The sequence below is a fragment of the Candidatus Kuenenia stuttgartiensis genome (assembly GCF_900232105.1).
GTDB lineage: Bacteria > Planctomycetota > Brocadiia > Brocadiales > Brocadiaceae > Kuenenia > Kuenenia stuttgartiensis_A.
The window spans coordinates 1,145,387-1,163,396 of the sequence record NZ_LT934425.1; the positions used below are offsets into that span (position 1 = coordinate 1,145,387).

Genomic DNA, 18,010 nt, shown 5'->3' on the forward strand with positions numbered 1-18,010 from the left:
ATGATACAAGCACACTTTCGCACCCCACGCATACCTATTGCCACCTACAGATTACAACTCAATAAACATTTTACCTTCCATGACGCAAAAGAAATAGTCGCCTATCTGCATGCTTTGGGCATAAGCGATATATATTGTTCTCCTTACCTGAAGGCCAGGGAGGGCAGCCTTCACGGGTATGACATCGTTGACAACCATTCATTGAATCCTGAAATCGGCACAGAACAGGAAATGGATGAATTATCCCGCGAGCTTGAGCATTATGGAATGGGGCACATATTTGATCTGGTGCCAAACCATATGGGTATTGCCGATAAAGAAAATGCATGGTGGATGGATGTGCTGGAAAACGGGATGAGTTCCTGTTATGCGAATTTTTTCGATATAGACTGGGATCCTATAAAGGATGAATTAAAAAATAAAATACTCCTTCCCGTCCTGGGAGATCAATACGGCAACGTCCTTGATAATCAGGAATTAACCCTGACGTTTGAAAACGGCTCTTTTTTTATACTTTACTACCATCACAAATTCCCCATACGACCACAAACATATCCGGAGATTTTAAAATACCGACTGGAGGAATTAGAAAAAACCTTACCGGAGGAAAACCTTCATCTGACGGAGTTTTTAAGCATTTTAACCGCTATTGACCATCTTCCCGCATACACGGAAACAGCAGAAGAAAAAATCAGGGAACGACGACGCGAAAAAGAGGTGATTAAAAAACGACTCCACACCCTTTACAACGAAAGCACGGAGATCCGAAATTTTATCGATAAAAATGTGCTGCTGTTTAACGGACAAAAAGGAGGCACGGAAAGCTTCGATCTCCTCGACAATCTGCTGGATAAACAGGTGTACCGGCTTTCCCACTGGCGAGTCGCCACCGAGGAGATTAATTACCGGCGGTTTTTTGATATAAGCGAACTCGCAGCAACCAGGGTAGAAGAGCCAGACGTCTTTCGGGAAACCCACGAACTTGTGTTTCGCCTCATCCGGCAAGGTAAAGTAACAGGGCTGCGGGTAGATCATCCCGATGGATTATACTGTCCGCCTGAATATTTTAAAGAATTACAAAAGAACTGCTATCTCCTTACTTTTGGTGGAAACGGGAAAAATTCAAAAAATAATCGCGCATCAGAGGATGAACAATCAGAGGAAAGGGCGGCGCTGACAAAGCAATACCATGAGATACTTGCAAGGGAACCGCACTATAAACCATTCTATATTGTGGGAGAAAAAATACTGGGAAGGTCAGAAAGGATACCGGAAGACTGGCCGATTTTTGGCACAACAGGATACGACTTTATTGCCACGGTGAACGGCATATTTGTTGAAACAAAGAATGCAAAGGAATTTGACAAAATATACTCCAGGTTTATTAAAGAGACGATACACTTTCATGAGATTGTCTATGAAAAAAAGAGGCTCATTATGCAAGTGGCAATGTCTAGCGAAATCAACACACTGGGGCACTATCTGAACCGTATCTCTGAAAAAAACAGGCATACCAGAGATTTTACGCTCAATAGCCTGACCTACGCAATTATTGAAGTAATCGCATGTTTTCCCGTATACCGGACATACATTCATTCCTCAGAGGTAAACGAACCGGATAAACGTTATATTGAACATGCTGTTTCTAAAGCAAGGCAAAAAAATCCCGCCCTTAATGAATCGATTTTTTTCTTCCTTAAAGACGTGCTTCTCAACAATTATCCCGGATATTTTAACGAGGAAGGCAAAAAAGCATGGCTTAATTTTACCATGAAATTTCAACAAATTACGGGCCCGGTTATGGCAAAAGGGGTAGAGGATACTGTTTTTTATGTATACAACCGCCTCATTTCACTGAACGAAGTTGGCGGCAGTCCCGATTGGTTTGGGACTTCAATCGAAGCCTTTCACGGACAAAATACGGAAAGGGCAAAATCATGGCAACATTCCATGTTAGCCACTTCCACACATGATACCAAACGAAGCGAAGACGTCAGGGCGCGCATCAACGTCCTCTCCGAAATACCGGCAAAATGGAGAGAATGTCTGATAAAATGGAGCAGAAACAATAAAAAACACAAATATCTTGCAGGAGACCTAGCCGCCCCTAGCAAAAATGAAGAGTATTTATTTTATCAAACACTTATTGGCGCCTGGCCTTTTGAACCAATGGACGATTCAGGGTATGAAATCTTCAAAAACAGGATTAAGGAATACATGCTCAAAGCGTCACGCGAGGCAAAGGAAAATACGAGCTGGATAAACCCAAATACGGTATATGAAGAGGCATTAATGCACTTCATTGACAACGTAATGAACAGGAAGCAAAATAATGCTTTTTTGCATGATTTTAAAAAGTTTCAGGAAGAGATTTCTCATTACGGCATATATAATTCGATCGCACAGACGTTGCTTAAGATAACTTCTCCCGGAGTCCCGGATATTTATCAGGGGAATGAAATATGGAGTTTTTGCCTCGTGGACCCTGACAACCGCATGCCCGTTGATTATGGCCTGCGAATGAGCATGTTGGAAGAATTAAAAGAGCAGGAAACAAGCGGCGGAATACAGGCCCTTATTACAAATATGATGAGAAACAGGGAAAAGGGCTTGATAAAACTGTATGTTACCCACAAGGCGCTTACCTTCCGGAAAGAGAACAGAGAACTGTTTGAAACCGGGAATTATACGCCCCTTGAGGCTGCGGGAACAAAAGAAAATAATGTATGTGCATATGCAAGAAACAGCAACACCAAAACCGCGATTGTCGTCGCACCCCGGTTCATGACGCAAATTCTTTCCCATCCGGAAGAATTGCCCTTTGGAAAGGACGTGTGGGAGGATACCTTTCTTTCCCTCCCTTTTGAAGATAACGCAGCAGGATACCAAAACATTTTTACAGGAGAGGTTGCTAAGACAACTATTCATAATAATGCAAAAGGCATATTCCTTTCAGAAATATTTACCACCTTTCCGGTGGCCCTGATGGAAAGAATTTGTTAAAATCTCATTCTACAATAATTGGCTACTTTGTGATAAGCGGAGCATTTGCTATAAACGGTTGCTGCTCGTTCCTCAGTTGAAATATCTAAGCCTATTAAATTCATGTAGTGCGACGAACCTCGTCGCACTACAAAGGACAATTTTCCGTTTCAAAAGACTAAAGTGTTACCCGTTTTTTAGTACCATTTTCACTCGTTGCCAAACAGTTAAATTTGTTGCCTTTGGCAGTCTGATTTCATTATCTTATATTATCTTATTACAACATCCTCAACATATAAACACATCTTATATGAAAAAAAGAATTGCAAAAATCGAAAGAAAGACCAAAGAAACACAAATTGAGTTGGTTTTGAATATTGACGGAGAAGGAATATGCAACGTTAGTACAGGGATTGGTTTCCTGGACCACATGCTCGAATTATTAACCAAACATGCCTTATTTAATCTGGATATTACCGCACATGGTGATATTCAGGTAGATGGCCACCACACGGTTGAAGATATTGGGATATGCCTTGGCCTGGGAATAAAGGAGGCATTGGGCGACAAAAAAGGAATCCGGCGTTTTTCAAACGCCAGTATCCCCATGCAGGAAACGCTGGCAAATGTAGCCATAGACATAAGCGGAAGGTCTGCACTGGTATTTAATGCAAACTTTCATAATGAAAAGATTGGCAATTTTGATGTAGAACTTATTCGGGAATTTCTTGAAGCATTCACAACGAATGCAGGCGTTAATTTACACATAAATATTTCTTACGGTACAAATTCCCACCATATGGCTGAGGCGGTGTTCAAAGGCATGGCAAAGGTATTGTGCGAAGCCGTCCGCCTTGATGAACGCATAACCGGCATACCTTCAACGAAAGGAGTACTTTAATGTTACATGGCCGTTCTTTTCTGTTTTTTTCAAAACCTGAATGCAGCTTCGCAAGAAAAGTCATTTCCTATGTTATTTACATAGCATTCCTTTTCATTATAATCTTCCTGCCAAACACACCTGCATCATTTTGCTCGGAACTTGCGGATAGTCCATGGCCTATGTTTCGGCACAATTTACAACGTACCGGATTAAGTCCTTATAAAAGCATTCAAAATCCGGTGATAAAATGGACATTTCAAACAGAAGGAGCTGTGACCTCTTCACCATGCATTGGAAATGACGGCGTTATTTACTTTGGCTCTAAGGATAAAAAACTTTACGCTGTATCCAGGGACGGCAAACTAAAGTGGACATTTCAAACACAGGGAGAGGTTGAATCTTCCCCCGCAGTAAGAAAGGACGGAACAATTCTGTTCGGGTCATGGGATGGCAACCTTTATGCTTTAAATGCCGACGGGAGTTTATTGTGGAAATATGCAGCCGAAGGAGGGATTATTTCGTCTCCGGCAATAGCGCCGGATGGAACAATTTATTTTGGATGCTGGGATAAAAAATTACATGCAATTACTTCAGACGGAAAATTAAAATGGACTCAGCGAACCGCGGACCACATAGTTTCATCTCCGGCAATAGCACCGGATGGTACGGTATGCTTCGGCTCTGAGGATTACTTTTTATTTTCCATGACGTCTGAAGGAAAGGCATCATGGAGTTTCGGAACACGGTATATTCTGGATGCATCCCCCTTAATCAGACAAAATGGTGATATCTGCGTAGGGTCAGAAGATGCAAAGTTTTATGTTTTTCAACCCGATGGTCAAGCAAAATGGACATACAATACCTTATATGATATTGATTCATCCGCTGCAATCGATACGGAAGGAAACCTTTACGTTGGTTCAGGGGATAATAATCTCTATGCATTTACCCCCGATGGAAAGTTGAAATGGACATATGCGGCAAGAGGCTCAATTCGTTCTTCACCAGCGGTTACATCAGACAATGTTATATATTTCGCATCGGGAGATAAAAAAGTTTACGCATTGGACCAAAACAGCAATTTGAAATGGTCTATCACTACCGGAGATGCGGTCGAATCATCGCCCTGCATTGACAAAGACGGCACAGTATATATCGGTTCCAATGATGGAAAGCTCTATGCTATAGGTGAAAAAAACGCCAGTAACTAAAGGTATATACTAAACAGGCTTATAACAGGTGAATTCAGTACAGACGGCGTGAAGAAGTTTTTAGATAAAAAAAGGGCTAGCAACATAATTTACTTGCTGGCCCTTAAATACCTCAAATGCAACTCCAGGCGGGTCCAGGTTTGTAACCTGAACCTATAGTTTATGCAGATAATGGGGGCCATGTAATGCGGTAAAATTCCAATGCCAAAATCACAAAATCTTTGTTTGGAATTTATTTGTCATTTGTTCTGCCAACAAAAGGCGGGATTGAACGTATAAAACGTTTGGTTCAGGTTACAAACCAATATCATTAACTTAATGATATTGGGATGCAGTCCTGTGAAGAAGTTTTCAGATAAAAAAAAGGGCCAGCAACATAATTTACTTGCTGGCCCTTAAATACCTCAAATGCAACTTTATAACATAAATGTACGTAAAAAATCACTCGTTGTAGTACATTACGCCTTCATCTTCATCTTCACTTTTACATCTTTAATCTCTTCAAATGTCTGACCTGCACCAGGCAACTCACCGGCGCCTGAACCACCTTGTATGGCAGCACTCATCCTCTTTGCGCCCCGTTCATCCATGTAGGTAGCAAACCAATAGAGGAATGTTACAAAGAATCCACCTCCCACAATATTACCCAAGGTAACCGAAACAAGGTTCCATCCGAACATCTTGCCGAAGTTGATAACAGCAGGGTCATGAGGCAATAAACATGCCAGCGTCATAATAGACATATTTGCAACACAATGCTCCATACCTGTAGTAACAAAGCAGAACAAGCACCACCAAATCATAATAAGTTTGCCAGAGTCGCTCGTACATCTGAAACTACTCCAGACAGCAAGACAAACAAGCCAATTACAAAAAATACCCCTGAAAAACAATTCCCACCATGGCGCATTCATTTTATATGTTGCTACTTTCAGCAAAAACGACAACCATGGATCTTTGGCAAAAACACCTGTGGGAATAAGCATTAATGCAAACAACATTGAACCTGCCAAATTACCTATATATGTCCAAAACCACCCTAACATACTATCACCAAACGTTACTGTACCTCTAAAGCAACCTTTAAAAATCAATAGATTATAACCCGTAAACAGTTCAGCACCGGCAAAAACTACGAGCGCCAATGCCAGGCCAAAGAATATTCCGGCAGCAATCTTACCCAGCCCTGGATTTATTGCTCCGATAGGAGCCGCAACAATAAATGCAATGAGAACACCAAACCCAATATAAAAACCTGCCATTACGGAAAGCGTCAAAAAGCCTATAAGGCTATGTTTCATGCAAGTCGCTTTTTTAAGTGAAACCGCCGCAATTGCATCAACAGCACCAGTATATAACATTAATTTTTTCTCCTTTAAAATAATGTTGAAAACACCATCTTAAAAACCTCTCCTTAAGCCTCGTTAATACAACCAAAATTGCCACCATTCCAAACTGAGTAACCATATACATTCACTCCTTATTTGCCTTTGCTTACGACCTTAAAACACCTCCTTTCTCTTTCATCTCATACATCATTATTCCCTCTACAAAATACTTGTACGTTTTTTTGCCGCAATACAGCACTGCAATAACAGACATTAAAGCAATGAATGCATAAACCTAAATATCCCGAGTCCGTCCTTTTTTTCTGTTTTCGTTTTACCCACGTGTAAACTATACCGGGTGGCATGGACAAATTGCTTTTGTACTCTGTTATTTCCCACTCCTCATATCGCTGATAGTCTGCCTTGCAAGCGACAACTGGTCCTCCAGCGCCCATATTTCTCCCTGCAATTTTGCCTTTTCAGCCTCAAGGAATGCAATTGCATCGTTCATCTCCTCGTTTTTACGTTTTAGATCCAACTCCCGCTGAGCAAGCAGTTTCGCAGCATTTTCCGCCGCTTCCTTTTGTTGTTTTATTTCATTTACCAACGCATTCGCTTCTTCAACTGAAGCGAACGCCTTCATAACCCTTTTGGTCGTTTCTTCCTTAAACGTTTTCTCCCTCCGGTAACCAAGGTCTTTCATGGAATAATATTTGCTTATCATCTTCGCCGCAAATGCAATGTTTATGAATAACAATATTATTATTAAAGTCTTTGCGTTTACCGAAAAACCCTTTGCCTTTGCCTGTTCATTTCCCATAATTTACACTCCTCGTTAGTGTATTTAAATTCTTACTATCATATAAACGCTTATCTTTCCGTTATGTCCCTAAATACACCTTCAATTCTTAACGGCTTACCATTTTCATCACGGACAAGATTACACGTTGTTTCAGAAATAAACTTTTCTCCATTTTTTCTTTTGCAATAAGCGGTAAAATCCCTCCAGACTTCCACCTCTTCCAATTTTTCCAGCAATTCCTTCCTGTCGTCAGGGTTTACATAAATATCCGCCAATCGCGAACCAACTACTTCTCCCGGCGAGCTGTATCCAAGAATCTCTGCACCTGCCTGATTAATCCACTTAAATACGCCGTCCTTGCCGGGTTCACACTGAAAAATCCCCTCCTTCAAAGAATTTAATAACAGTCTGTATCTCTTTTCAGACTCAATAATATCCAGCTCCGCCTTTTTTCGCTCAGTGATATCCCTGAGTACGCCACGAATAGCAACAGGCTTGCCTCTTTCATCTCTGACCAGGGTGCTGGTACGTTCCGCGTAAAAAGTCTCCCCATTCTTCCTTTTAAAGAGCGACGTAAAATCACGCAACATACCCTCTTTTTCCAGCTTTTCGCAAAGCAGCCTTCTGTTCGCTGAGTCCACATAAATATCTCTAACTTTTGTACCTATTACCTCTTCGGGGTTGTCAAACCCAAGAATCTCAGCGCCGGCCTTGTTGATAAACGTAAATGTACCTTCCACTTCAGGCTCTGACTGATAAATACCCTCTTTCAAAGACTCAAACAGTTCTCTGTAACGGCGCTCGGACTCAATCACTTTTTTTTTTCCTCATCCAGTGCGCACGCAGTAGTAAGCTGCCGGGCAATAAGAACTGCCGCGATTATAATGGGAAACGCAAGAAACAACAAAATCGCATTTACAACATACTGAAGATTATAGACAACGCCGTACCCTTCATCCTTGTCGATTTCTGTAATAAGCCCCCAGTTGAAATCCGGCATCCATCGCCACACACCCAATACCGTTACCCCGCTATAATCTTTGTATCCCCTTGCGTCAAACCCGTCAGTGCCTGCAATACACTGGGCTACGCCATACGTCAACACATCAGTGCCAGGCTCAACCACCTTCAGTTCCAGTGAACACCGCTTTTCCACCACACCCATTTCCCTGAGCGTTTCGGCAAACCGTGATTCAGTGATCATGTACCCTTCTCTGTTCACGAGGTATGCCTCACCCGTTGTGCCCAATTCAACTTTTACGACCATATCGCTCAACGTGTTAATGTCAAGTCGTAAAACTATTACCCCGTTGATTATGCCTGATTCGTCTTTTACCGGTGCCGAAACAAACATGGTAGGCACACCCATTTCTTTTTCACCATTTTCGTTTATAAGTGGAATATCAGCAGGGTGCACCTCAGAAACGAACGTTTTACCCCTTGTAGCCTCCGTAAAATAATTTTTTTGGGAAACATCGCCTCCCACCATAATTTCCATTGTTGAAATGGTAACCAGGCCATTGCTGTTGCATAGAAATATTTCTTTGTATCCGTATTCAGATATTAACCTGTTCAGATACAATAAAATACTTGCATAATCTGCGTCTTTCTTTGTAATTTTCAAACTCTTAAGAATGACAGGGCTGTCGCCAATCACACGAGCGTCTTTCTGCCTTTCGCGCATCCATGTTCGTATCAAATCCTCTTGCTTAGACTCAACCCCCTGCAGGTTTCTTACCAACTCCCTCTCAACATCGGACTGCATCTTCGGATACGCGACGATCCTCAGTACTACCAAAGGCAGCAAGGTAAATGCAATCAGCAAAAAAATGAGTCGATTCCTGATCGAAATAAACATTTTTTTCTCCATAATTTAACAAAATTGCACATCCAAAAATAACTATTACAACCTGTAACCGTTTTTCACTTCCCACCTTGCCTGCCAGTGCGAAGGATACTCACGCTTTCCAAGTTTATCAAACACAACGACAACTATCATCAGAATAATAACACCTACCATAACGGGGTTTAAGTGTACATATACCCCAGAACCTAAACCTCCGGACTGTACTGCTACATAAGCTATGGCACCTGCCGGAGGATGAATAGAGCATGTTACCATTATAAGTACGACCGCAATGGCAACGCCAATTGAAATCTAATACCAGTTAGTGCCAAACAAATCATAAATCACACACCATGAGCACGCACCGGCAAAATGCATCATAATCACATTTCTAGGCTGCGCCAGGGGGGCTTTATACGCCTCGTAAATCAACACCGCAGACGCACCAAAAGGGCCTAATAACATAGAAAATCCTGAAGAAAACGCAAGCCATGACGTAATCTCTATGCCTTTGATCGCACCAAACAAGGCTAAACCACAACTCCCTCGCAGAAATCGCCGAATGCAACATTTTCGGCAACTTCTTTACCGTCTCTAAAAGCGACATTTTTTTCTCTCCCTCATTTTTTAGATGCAAAAAAAATTCGCTAAACAAGCACAACAACAGATATTATTACCATCATCTCACCATCTTAGCATTTTACAGGGTTTCATTTCCTCTGCACAAAAAACTCCTGCTGCATAACTCATCCGTCAACCCCAATCACGAGTTATCCGCTGTTCAGAATAATGAGGATAAGACCCCTGCATAACGAAAAAATCATGTCCCCCTCTCTCTTTCTCTCTTAACACGCCCTTAATTTACCAAAATCTTTCCCAGATGAACAAGTATCATCAATAAAAACAAAACAACCATCAACATTAACTACGGCCATACCAAACCTATTAGAGTAAATTGCAAGACTTGCATTTGTACGGTATACGACATATACGAAAAATATACCAACACCCCCACAAAAAACAAAAAAACCTTCCCCTGATAACGTAACATATATAAATACCTATATTTGCGTAATAATCAGAAAAAGGGCGCTCAAATAAAATATTTGCAGGCAAACATTAAAAATATTTCATAATGCAATAGCAATTTCAGTATGAAATCATTTTATGCCATCATCGGGAATTTCATGTTGGGGTTTGATTTTGTATTTTTTGATCTTTCTCCAAAGTGTTGTTGTCGAAATGCCGAGCACTTGCGAAACCTTTGTCTGGTTGCCGCCATATTTATTCATTGCCTCAACTATGGCGTTTTTTTCCTGTTCCGACAGGGTTTCAACAATAGAAGATTTTACCGTCACATCCCTCTCCGGATTGCTATTATGCGCAACAAACCCTCCCGTAGGAAGCGGAAGCGCCTCTACCCCGATTACCTGATTCTTCGACAAGGCAACCGCCCTTTCTACAATATTTTGCAATTCCCTGATATTGCCCGGCCAATCATAATTCAGCAAAACAGCCATCGCGCTACCGGAAAAGACCCTTTTGTCCTTTTTTAATTTATCTGTATACAACTCCAGAAAATAATTGACCAGCAAGGGGATGTCTTCCTTTCGCTCTTTTAATTGGGGCAAATGGATGCGTATAACGTTAATACGGTAAAACAGGTCTTTTCTAAACCGTCCCTGATTAACAGCCCTCTCAAGATTTTCATTTGTTGCGGCAATAATCCTCACATCCACATGTATTGATTTGTTTCCGCCTACCTGTCGAATTTCCCCATCTTGCAGAAAACGCAAGAGTTTTACCTGGGTAGAGGCAGACGTTTCCCCGATTTCATCCAGAAAAATAGTTCCCTTATGTGCATGGTGGAACAACCCTACCTTCTCTTTCACCGCCCCGGTAAAAGACCCTTTTGCGTGGCCAAAGAGTTCGCTCTCCTGCAAATTTTCCGGTAACGCGCCGCAATTAATAACAACAAACGGGTATCCGCTGCGGGGGCCGTTGTAATGAATCGCCCTTGCAATCAACTCTTTCCCGGTTCCGCTTTCTCCCGTTATCAGGACAGTGCTTTCGGTGCGGCTCACATCTGCTGTAACCTTCAGTACCTCTACCATAACGGCAGAATTGCCGATAATCCCCTCCAGCTTATATTTTTCCCTTACTTCTCCTTCCAGATATTTAAGCCGCTCTTTCAGTTCCTTTTTTTCAAGGGCATTCTTAGCAACCTTTAACATTTCCTGATAACGAAAAGGCTTGGTGACATAATCGTACGCGCCTTCCCGGATCGCCTGAACAGCCGTGCTAATAGCGCCATATGCCGTAATTACTATTACCTCGGTCGCCGGATTTTCTGTTTTTACGGCATTGAGCACCTCCAAACCATTCACCTTCTTCATCTTTAAATCCGTCACTACCAGATCGTATACGTTGCCGTCCGACAGCTTCTTAATCGCACCTTCACCACTTGATACACACTCTACGTGATACCCTTCGTCCTTAAACGCAATCAGGAGGGACTCTCTCATTGCATCCTGATCTTCTACTACAAGTATTTTATAGTTTTTCATGATTAAAAAATTATCCTGCCAAAAGGTTGCCCTGCACATCCTGTTTTTCGTTCATAACGGGCAATTTTATATAAAAAGCCGTTCCCCTGCCATATTTACTCTTCACATCTATCGTACCTCCATGCTCATCAATGATACGCTGAACAACGGACAGCCCAAGCCCGGTGCCTTCCGATTTTGTCGTATAAAAAGGCTCAAATACCTTGTTTATTTCGTGCTCAGCCATCCCAATCCCGTTGTCCGATATGATGATCTCGATTGCATTTCTCAAAAATAATGTAGTTTTCCGTACAACAATCCTGATTCGGCCGCCATCGGGCATTGCATCCAAAGAATTTATAAATAAATTCCATAATATCTGATGGATTAAATCCGTATCAATATAGACTTTAGGCAGTACGGTTTCGTAGATTTCCTTTATTTCAATTTTATCCGTAAACCTCTTATCCTGCCCTAAGAGAAAAATGGTATTTTTAATTATTCCCTTGATGTCCTGCAAAACTAAGGAAGGCTCGCGGGGATGCGCAAACGACAGGAAATCGCTTATAATCCTGTCCAACCTTTCCGATTCCCCGACAATCATTTCCAGCAAATCCATGTCCTGTCCGGACAATTTCAGATGTGAATCTAAAATCCCAACCGAATTGCAGATTGCCCCCAGAGGGTTTCTTATTTCATGGGCAATTGCGGCGGCCAGTTCACCCATTGAAGCCAGTTTTTCGGAGCGCCTGACCTGATCTTCCATCCTTTTCCTCTCGGAAATATCTCTGACAAACTCTCTGATAAATATACATTCGCCTGTTTTCCGGTTGTAAAAACCCGTCCCATGAATCTCGACATTTATTTCATTTCCGGATTTCGAGAGAAAGACCGTTTCCAGCTCGCTGCTTCCCGTCTCTTTTATCAGGTTTATATGCCGTTTTATCTCGTCGCGGTAACCGGCAGGAACGATATCTCCAAGTTTCATCTGTTTCATTTCTTCAATAGCATATCCCAGTTTGTTTAGCTCCGTTTTGTTGACGTCGGTAAAATTCCCTTCAGGATGAATCTCGTGAATCATTTCCGGCGCATTCTCCACAAGATCCCTGTATTTTTTTTCTGATTCTTTGATAGACAAAAACAGCCTGGCATTTTCAATGGTAATCGCTATTTGAGAAGTCAACTGGTTTAATACGTCATAATGCATTTCCTTAAAAGCGTTTTTCTTATAGCTCCCTAACGTTAACGTCCCAATCGATTCCCCTTTTGATTTCAATGGAAAACATAAATAGGAATGTATCTCTTTTTCATAGAGTTTGTTGTCGAAAGCGTATTCTCCACTGCTTGTGTCCGCAACAAAGACGGGGACTCCCTTTTCAAAAACAATGTCCTGCGCCATTGTTTTTCCCGGTAGTTGTTGAATGCCCAGCCAATTTTTTGCCAACAACACCCCGTCAACAATATTCGATTCTTCAAACATTTCAGGCCCGTCCGGAAAATACGCTACGCTTAACCATGTAATATCAATCATGCGTTTCAATTCCCTGAATACCGCCTCATAAACCGCCTTAATATCAATGCCGGAAGCTATTGTCTTATTAATATTATTAATAATATCCTTTTCCAGGGCTATCAGCTTAACCTTTGTGATGTCCTTTGAAATGACTACAAAACCAATGGGTTTCCCATTTTCAGAGCGCCGCAACGTTGCCGTATCATGCACCGGAAAGACTTCGCCGTTTCTCCTCCGTTTCAGCACTTCGCCTTCAAATCGTCCGCTCTTAAAGGCCTTTTCAAGGATGAAATCTACCTTTCCGGACTCAATATCCTCTTCCACGTGAAGTTTTCTTATATTAGCAATGCCAATCATCTCTTCCTGCCGGTATCCAAAAATCAAGCTCGCACCTTTATTAAAAGCAAGAATGTTGCCGCTCAAATCCTGGGCAATAATAGAATATTCCGTAGAACCAGCGAGGATACTATTTAAAAAATTGGTGGTGGACTGAAGTTCAAGTGTTCTTTCCTTAACTTTATTTTCAAGATCAATCGTATAATTTCTCAGTTTTATCGTTTTTTCTTCAAGAGACGCCGCCATCACATTAAACTCTTTTGCCAGTTTTCCTATTTCATCGTTTCTTTCTTTATATATGACCCTTTGCCCCAGATCACCGCCGGTTATTTTCTTCGTTACTTCGGTAATTTCATAAATAGGAGAGGTTATTCTCCTGCTAAAGTAAAAAGCAGCCAGGGTAAGCGGAAATGCCAGCACCATTAACATAGAGAGTACAAAGTTTTTTAAACTATAGGCAGTTTCATAGCCTTCGTGAATGTTTATCTGTGTAAGCAACCCGCAGTTAATATCGGCAATCCAGCACCATGCGCCCAACACTTTGCATCCGTTATAATTAATATACCCTTTTGTATCGTATCCATCTCTGCCGCTCAAACACTCTGCCGCTCCCGCAGTACGCATTCCGGTACGGGGATTTAATACTTTTAATTCAAATATGGTGTTTCTTCGTATCAGTCCTGAATTTTTTAATTCCTCTAAAAACCGTGACTCTGTTACCATATAACCTTCCCGGTTAATCAGAAAGGTCTCTCCTGTTGCCCCTAACTTTACATTTTTTAAAATATCGTTAAGGGGCGTTGTATCTATGCCAAAAACGACGGCGCCCAGAAGAGAATTGTCCGGTTTAAGGATCGGAGCAGATAAAAATATTACATAACTTTCCGCAGAACGGCCTGCCTCATCCTCCATGAAAAAAGGCGTGATGCCTGACGTCTCCATTTCCCCCATTAGCGCTTCACGGCAATACTCAGCATACCTGTTGCTTCTTTCAGCAGGTTTTGGAGCCGAAGCAACCACGCTTTCCTCCAGGGAGACAACACCTATCGTTTTATATCCATACTCGTTTTTAATCTTTTCGGTATATGCTGACAAGGCGGAAAAATCATCGCCGGAAATGGCACTTGCAAATGAAACAGAAATATTTTTTGTTATCATTTTCGCCTCGTGTTTCCGCTCATTAAGCCACATCTTTATCAGCTCTGCCTGCTTCTGTTTCACCCCTTCCAGGTTACGCACCAACACACCTTCCAGGTCAGATTTGGCCTTGGGGAATGCGAAAAAAAGAAGCAGCAACAACGGCGTAAATGAACATAATAACAATATTAAAATGAAACTTTTTTTTATGGATTTAAATAAAAACATAATCTGTGTTTTTAACAAGGTAAAAGAATACTTACGGGAAAATTAGGAACAAGCCGTAAGATGTTTGGTGTTTTCTCGTTTTTTTTGCGGCACATTTATTCTTTCCTGTCGTGTTCCTTACTTTCTCCAGCCCGCTGTTCCAGCAAGGCTCTCGATTTCTCAATCGCTGCATGAAGTTTCTTTTCCAACAACTCTTTTGGAGGCAATTCGGTTAAATATTCTGCAATCTTAATGGAAGACTTGTTCAACTCCAGCAGTTCAATCTGTTCATGAGCACCTTCAGCACACAGGACCAGTCCAAGATGGTCGTTCTCATCCTTTTCCTTTTCGTACTTCTTCAACCAGCGCAGGTAGAGTTCCATCTGTCCCTTGAAGGTAGCTTTAAACTTACCAAGTTTGAGTTCGACAGCCACCAACCGTTTCAGCTTACGGTGGTAAAAGAGTAAATCGAGGTAGAAGTCTTCGTTATCAATTGCCATTCGCTTCTGTCTGGCAACAAAGGTAAATCCTGCGCCAAGTTCCAGAATAAAAGATTCCAGTTCCCTTAGAATCGCAGCCTCCATGTCAGATTCGCTGTATATATCTTTCAGATTTAAAAAATCCAGCACGTAGGGATCACGAAAAACAAGGTCTGGTTATATTTTATCGTTAGAACGTAATTCAGCCAATTCGTGCTTTGCCAATTCTTCTGGTTTTCTGAAAATAGCCGTGCGCTCATAAAGCATTGAATCGATCTTCTTGCGTAGGGTATGTACACTCCACCGATCTACCCTGCACATTTCAGTGTAAAACTCTCGTTGCAAAGGTTCTTTTAAGGGAATTAGTGCGATAAAATGAGTCCAGCTTAAATGCCGTATCAGCGATACGACAATCTCTTTGGATGGGTAAACATCTGCGAATTGAATCATTCTGCGCAGATTTTTTCCGGAAAAATTGTTGCCATATTCCAATATTAATTGTCGTGACAGTGATACGATAATCTCTCTGCCATATTCCGCCCGTTTTCCTTTCAGAATTTATTCATTAACCCGCTTTCCAATCTGCCAGTAAAGCATGGTTATAGCGGCATTGACCGTTGAGGCAACTGTATGGCGGGCTTCCTCGATAAGGCAACGAACGTCCTTATAAAAGTTGCTTACAACAATATCTTCCACATTTTTTTTCATCACTTTATATCCTGCCCTGATTTTGTTTTGACCGAACCTACCCTGAAGTGTATGTCCCTGACTATACCCCTCCGTACAGGAATATTTTCACCGGAGAACAACCTCTTCCTTATTATTCTTATTCCGATAAACAAGATACAACAATCCGTCTGCCATTGAATAATTGTAAGGGAAGGGGCACAATGTCCCGCTTAATTTACTTATCATATAATTATACATTTCTTCCGCCTTTTGCGGGGACATACCCTCCTTCACTGCATATAAATACCCTAACCCCAGATCCTCGCCTATCGGTGACCGTATACTTGCCAAACCATACTCCGAAGGATTATTGACAATCGGCGAATCCTTTTCCATACCAAACAATGACGGCAAACAAGAATATCCCGCAGAATGCAGATACTCTTCGTTCAGCACAAAGTCAAGTGTTTCCATCGCTTCATTTTCAGTCTCCGTTGGAAACCCCACTATGACGTAAAGGTGAAACGAAATGCCCGCTTTCAAACATTCATCCAGCGTTTTTTTTACTACATCGCGTTTTGTCCCCTTTTTCATTTTATCCAGCACACGTTGACAATACGACTCCAATCCAAACACCAGCTTTTGACACCCTGCTTCCGCCATTTTTTTCAAAACGTCTCCGGTAAGGGCTTTTTCAAAACGCACGCCTCCCATCCATTTTATTTCATCCCTGCTTTCCAATAAGCATTGAGAAATTTCACGCAATTTATTCATCGGGACCGATTCATCCGTAAAGAAGAAACACTTTGTTTGGTATTCCCGTGAAAGTTTCTGTATATCTTCCATTATCAGGTCAGTGCGCCGTAACCGAAAGTTTCTATGGTCAAGGTGCAAATTACAAAAGGCACATTTCCTGTAATAGCAACCCCGCGAGGTCTGTATGGGCAAAACAAGAGAGGGGGTAAAGTAAAGAGACAGAGGGAACCCTTTAAAATCAGGCGTCGGCAAGGTATTTAAATCTTCCGAAAAGTAATTATCGTTAATCTTTATAACGCCTTTTTCCCGGTAAACAAGATTTGGCACCTTTTTGAAATCATTTTTGCCATCCACCTGCGCACACAATTCCAGTAGTGCGTGCTCTCCCTCAAAAACAATAAAGCTGTCCACCAGTGTAAAAAGTGAATCAACCTTTTTCAACTCCTCTATGAGTTTCGTAAAAACACTTCCGCCAACGGTGATGTGTATTTCCCTGTTTTGTTCTTTTATTAGCTTTGCAAGGGTAAGGCCAGGTATTATTTGCGAAGTGTTAGTAATAGAAATACCTACTATTTTTGGCGTCGCTTCCAAAATTGAGGACAGGACATATTCTTTATAAAGAGAGAGAAAAATATTTTCTCTCTCTGAATGGATTGCCTGCAAAATATCGTTCGAGGAATATACTGAAAACCTCATAGTGTTACTTACCGCCGTCATCACTGAAGGATAAAAAAGGGACGACATAAGCCGAAGGGCTTCGTTCACAATATGGACGGCTTCCATATAGCTATCAAGGTGATAGAAAGCATCAGACCTCAAAATATTTTTTGCGCGTTCTACTTGATGTATGAACCACGGAAGTGCTTCCACTGCCTCTGTTAAAGCATTTCTCTCTTCATGATAATTGAGGCTGTTTATGAGACGTTCTTCTAAACCGCGTAATTTATCCGTAATTTTATTGTAAGATTCGCCACATGTTTTCTGCGTCAGAAGCATATCCAGCAGCTCGATATTCAAATCTCTCTGTATAACATCGCTGACGCCGTTTTGTTTTAAAAAGGCAGTTAAGGAAGGCAGACTGAGATATGGTTGAGAAGGATGCCATGAAGGAGGAAAAAGCAACAAAACTTTCATTCTTTCACCTTTCTTACGCTTGTTTCATTGTGAGCGCCACGTCACGCAACGCTCATTGAACAACTATTCCATACATAACCCTATGCTTCAGCATGGATTATGTATAGCAGGCACTGCTTACCGGAAATTGGGCAGTTACGAAGTACGATTTGGGATTTACGATTTTAGATTTGGGATTTTA

The 18,010-nt window shown here is 41.6% G+C and carries 10 protein-coding genes and 2 pseudogenes; 3 read left to right on the forward strand and 9 right to left on the reverse strand.

Features of this window, described 5'->3' with window-relative positions:
• The 3 genes from treY to KSMBR1_RS05290 all read left to right on the forward strand — a co-directional run bounded on the left by treY (position 1) and on the right by KSMBR1_RS05290 (position 5,076).
• Positions 1 to 3,003 carry a malto-oligosyltrehalose synthase gene (gene treY / locus KSMBR1_RS05280; protein ID WP_099324384.1) on the forward strand — a complete coding sequence of 1,001 codons (3,003 nt, stop codon included), beginning with the start codon at positions 1 to 3 and terminating at the stop codon, positions 3,001 to 3,003.
• Between the two features lie 289 nt (positions 3,004 to 3,292).
• Complete coding sequence (gene hisB / locus KSMBR1_RS05285; protein ID WP_099324385.1) at positions 3,293 to 3,883, forward strand: imidazoleglycerol-phosphate dehydratase HisB; 591 nt, start codon at positions 3,293 to 3,295, stop codon at positions 3,881 to 3,883.
• Positions 3,883 to 5,076, forward strand: a complete 1,194-nt coding sequence (locus KSMBR1_RS05290; protein WP_099324386.1) for an outer membrane protein assembly factor BamB — start codon at positions 3,883 to 3,885, stop codon at positions 5,074 to 5,076. Before hisB ends, KSMBR1_RS05290 begins: the two co-directional genes overlap by 1 nt.
• Before the next feature lie 458 nt (positions 5,077 to 5,534).
• On the opposite strand, the gene KSMBR1_RS05295 is transcribed toward KSMBR1_RS05290, so the two are convergent.
• The 9 genes and pseudogenes from KSMBR1_RS05295 to KSMBR1_RS05335 all read right to left on the reverse strand — a co-directional run bounded on the left by KSMBR1_RS05295 (position 5,535) and on the right by KSMBR1_RS05335 (position 17,829).
• On the reverse strand, positions 5,535 to 6,437 hold the full coding sequence (locus KSMBR1_RS05295) for a formate/nitrite transporter family protein (protein WP_099324387.1): 903 nt from the start codon (positions 6,435 to 6,437) through the stop codon (positions 5,535 to 5,537).
• A 355-nt stretch (positions 6,438 to 6,792) separates the two neighbouring features.
• Positions 6,793 to 7,224, reverse strand: a complete 432-nt coding sequence (locus tag KSMBR1_RS05300; RefSeq protein WP_099324388.1) for a hypothetical protein — start codon at positions 7,222 to 7,224, stop codon at positions 6,793 to 6,795.
• A 50-nt stretch (positions 7,225 to 7,274) separates the two neighbouring features.
• Positions 7,275 to 8,021, reverse strand: a complete 747-nt coding sequence (locus KSMBR1_RS22340) for a PAS domain-containing protein (protein WP_230405755.1) — start codon at positions 8,019 to 8,021, stop codon at positions 7,275 to 7,277.
• On the reverse strand, positions 8,018 to 9,064 hold the full coding sequence (locus KSMBR1_RS22345) for a cache domain-containing protein (protein ID WP_230405754.1): 1,047 nt from the start codon (positions 9,062 to 9,064) through the stop codon (positions 8,018 to 8,020). Before KSMBR1_RS22345 ends, KSMBR1_RS22340 begins: the two co-directional genes overlap by 4 nt.
• A gap of 45 nt (positions 9,065 to 9,109) precedes the next feature.
• A pseudogene (locus tag KSMBR1_RS22350) lies at positions 9,110 to 9,580 on the reverse strand (HPP family protein).
• A gap of 632 nt (positions 9,581 to 10,212) precedes the next feature.
• On the reverse strand, positions 10,213 to 11,619 hold the full coding sequence (locus KSMBR1_RS05320; RefSeq protein ID WP_099324391.1) for a sigma-54-dependent transcriptional regulator: 1,407 nt from the start codon (positions 11,617 to 11,619) through the stop codon (positions 10,213 to 10,215).
• A gap of 10 nt (positions 11,620 to 11,629) precedes the next feature.
• Entirely contained in the window at positions 11,630 to 14,686 is a 3,057-nt protein-coding gene (locus KSMBR1_RS05325) for a PAS domain S-box protein (RefSeq protein WP_164994655.1), read from the reverse strand.
• A gap of 221 nt (positions 14,687 to 14,907) precedes the next feature.
• A pseudogene (locus KSMBR1_RS23205) lies at positions 14,908 to 15,978 on the reverse strand (PDDEXK nuclease domain-containing protein).
• An 87-nt stretch (positions 15,979 to 16,065) separates the two neighbouring features.
• On the reverse strand, positions 16,066 to 17,829 hold the full coding sequence (locus KSMBR1_RS05335) for a B12-binding domain-containing radical SAM protein (RefSeq protein ID WP_230405752.1): 1,764 nt from the start codon (positions 17,827 to 17,829) through the stop codon (positions 16,066 to 16,068).
• Positions 17,830 to 18,010: the final 181 nt, after the last annotated feature.